Raw genomic sequence first — 1,483 nt, 5'->3', positions numbered from 1 at the left:
AGGAGGATCTAAAAAAGAAAAGGAAGTATCATAGAACGGCAAAAAGGATGTTTCAACAATTAGAGAAGTTCCATAGTTTCAAAGGATCTTACCGAACGGTTCGTGATTATGTTTCATACCGCAAGCGGGAATTAAAAGAGTCCATGGGAGATGCTGCATTACCTCTTGAATCTTTCCCTGGTACAGCACAAGTTGACTTTGGCACAGCACCATTTAGGTATCACTCTGAGGTCATTGACCTTCCCTATTTGGTTATGTCATTTCCTTATAGTAATGGCTTTTATTTTCAGGTATTTCCTTCGGAAAATACGGAGTGTTTACTAGAGGGATTGCAGCGAATATTTTGCCATATGGGTGGTGTCCCTAGAACAATACGATTTGATAATTTATCACCAGCTGTAAAAAAAATCCGTGCAAAGGGTGAACGTGAACTAACAGATACATTTGATCGTTTCGTTTTACACTATGGTTTTACATACGAATTTTGTAATCCGGGTAAAGGTAATGAAAAGGGCCATGTAGAGGCAATGGTTAAATATGTGAGGAACAACTTCTTATTACCGGAGAATACAATTTTAGACTTGGATCAATTTAATGAAACATTGTGGGAATCGGCTGAGGAAGATCGTGAGCGACTTCATTATGAGAAGGGAGTCATTCAAACTCAGTTGTTTGAGGAAGACAAAGAAAATTGGCTAAGGCTTCCTGAAAAGGTATTTGAATGCGTCCGTTATGAAGATATAAAGGCAGACAAATACGGAATGGTTTCAATAGATAAAAAACATTACTCCACTTCGCCTAGATTTGCCAAACAAAAGGTACGTGTATGCATTACTTATAACAATGTAATTATCTTGAATGACAATAACGATGTTATTGTAAAACACCCAAGACTATACGGCATTAAACGAAAATCAATGATGTGGCAGCCTTACCTAGATTTATTATCAAAACGTCCAAGGGCTATTAAATATTCAAGCCTTTATGATCAATTTCCATCAATATGGACGGATTACTTAAACGATTGTACGGAGGAAGAACAAAAAAGTGCTTTGCGTTTATTGGGGAAACTATTAAAGAACGATGATTTTTCATTATTAAATGAGGCCTTACAAGTAGCCTCCGCACACGGACATCCAGGTGTTGATCAAATTAAACATTGCTTTTATTCATTATTTAATCAAGATATTGATCACGCAACCATTAAACCAAACATGACTATTCCTAAGGTTCCAGATGTGACCAGGGGGCTATCCCATTACGATTCCTTTTTCCAGAAGGGAGGGATCGATAAATGAATCAACAAATAGAGGCATATGCCAAGCGTTTAAAGTTAAGCTGGATTAGAGAAAACTATAATAATGTCGAAGCGAATAGTCACCAGGAATACCTTCTTAAGCTATTTGAGAAGGAGGTGCAGAATCGTGAAGAGCGAAAAACAAACCTGTTACTAAAACAGGCTCATCTTCCAAAAACGGGCAAT

Annotated in this window: 1 protein-coding gene and 1 pseudogene; both read left to right on the top strand. The window is 37.4% G+C overall.

All coding sequences use genetic code 11. The features are described from left to right. A partial coding sequence (istA, locus tag WMZ97_RS21795; protein ID WP_343274166.1) for an IS21 family transposase occupies window positions 1-1,298 on the top strand: 1,298 nt, incomplete at its 5' end. Next, window positions 1,295-1,483 (top strand): annotated as a pseudogene (locus tag WMZ97_RS21790) (ATP-binding protein); the annotation flags it as partial. The gene istA and the pseudogene WMZ97_RS21790, both read left to right, overlap by 4 nt.

Source organism: Lentibacillus songyuanensis (assembly GCF_039548255.1).
In the GTDB taxonomy this organism is placed as follows: Bacteria; Bacillota; Bacilli; order Bacillales; family Amphibacillaceae; genus Lentibacillus_C; species Lentibacillus_C songyuanensis.
This window is presented reverse-complemented; position numbering and strand designations above follow the sequence as displayed.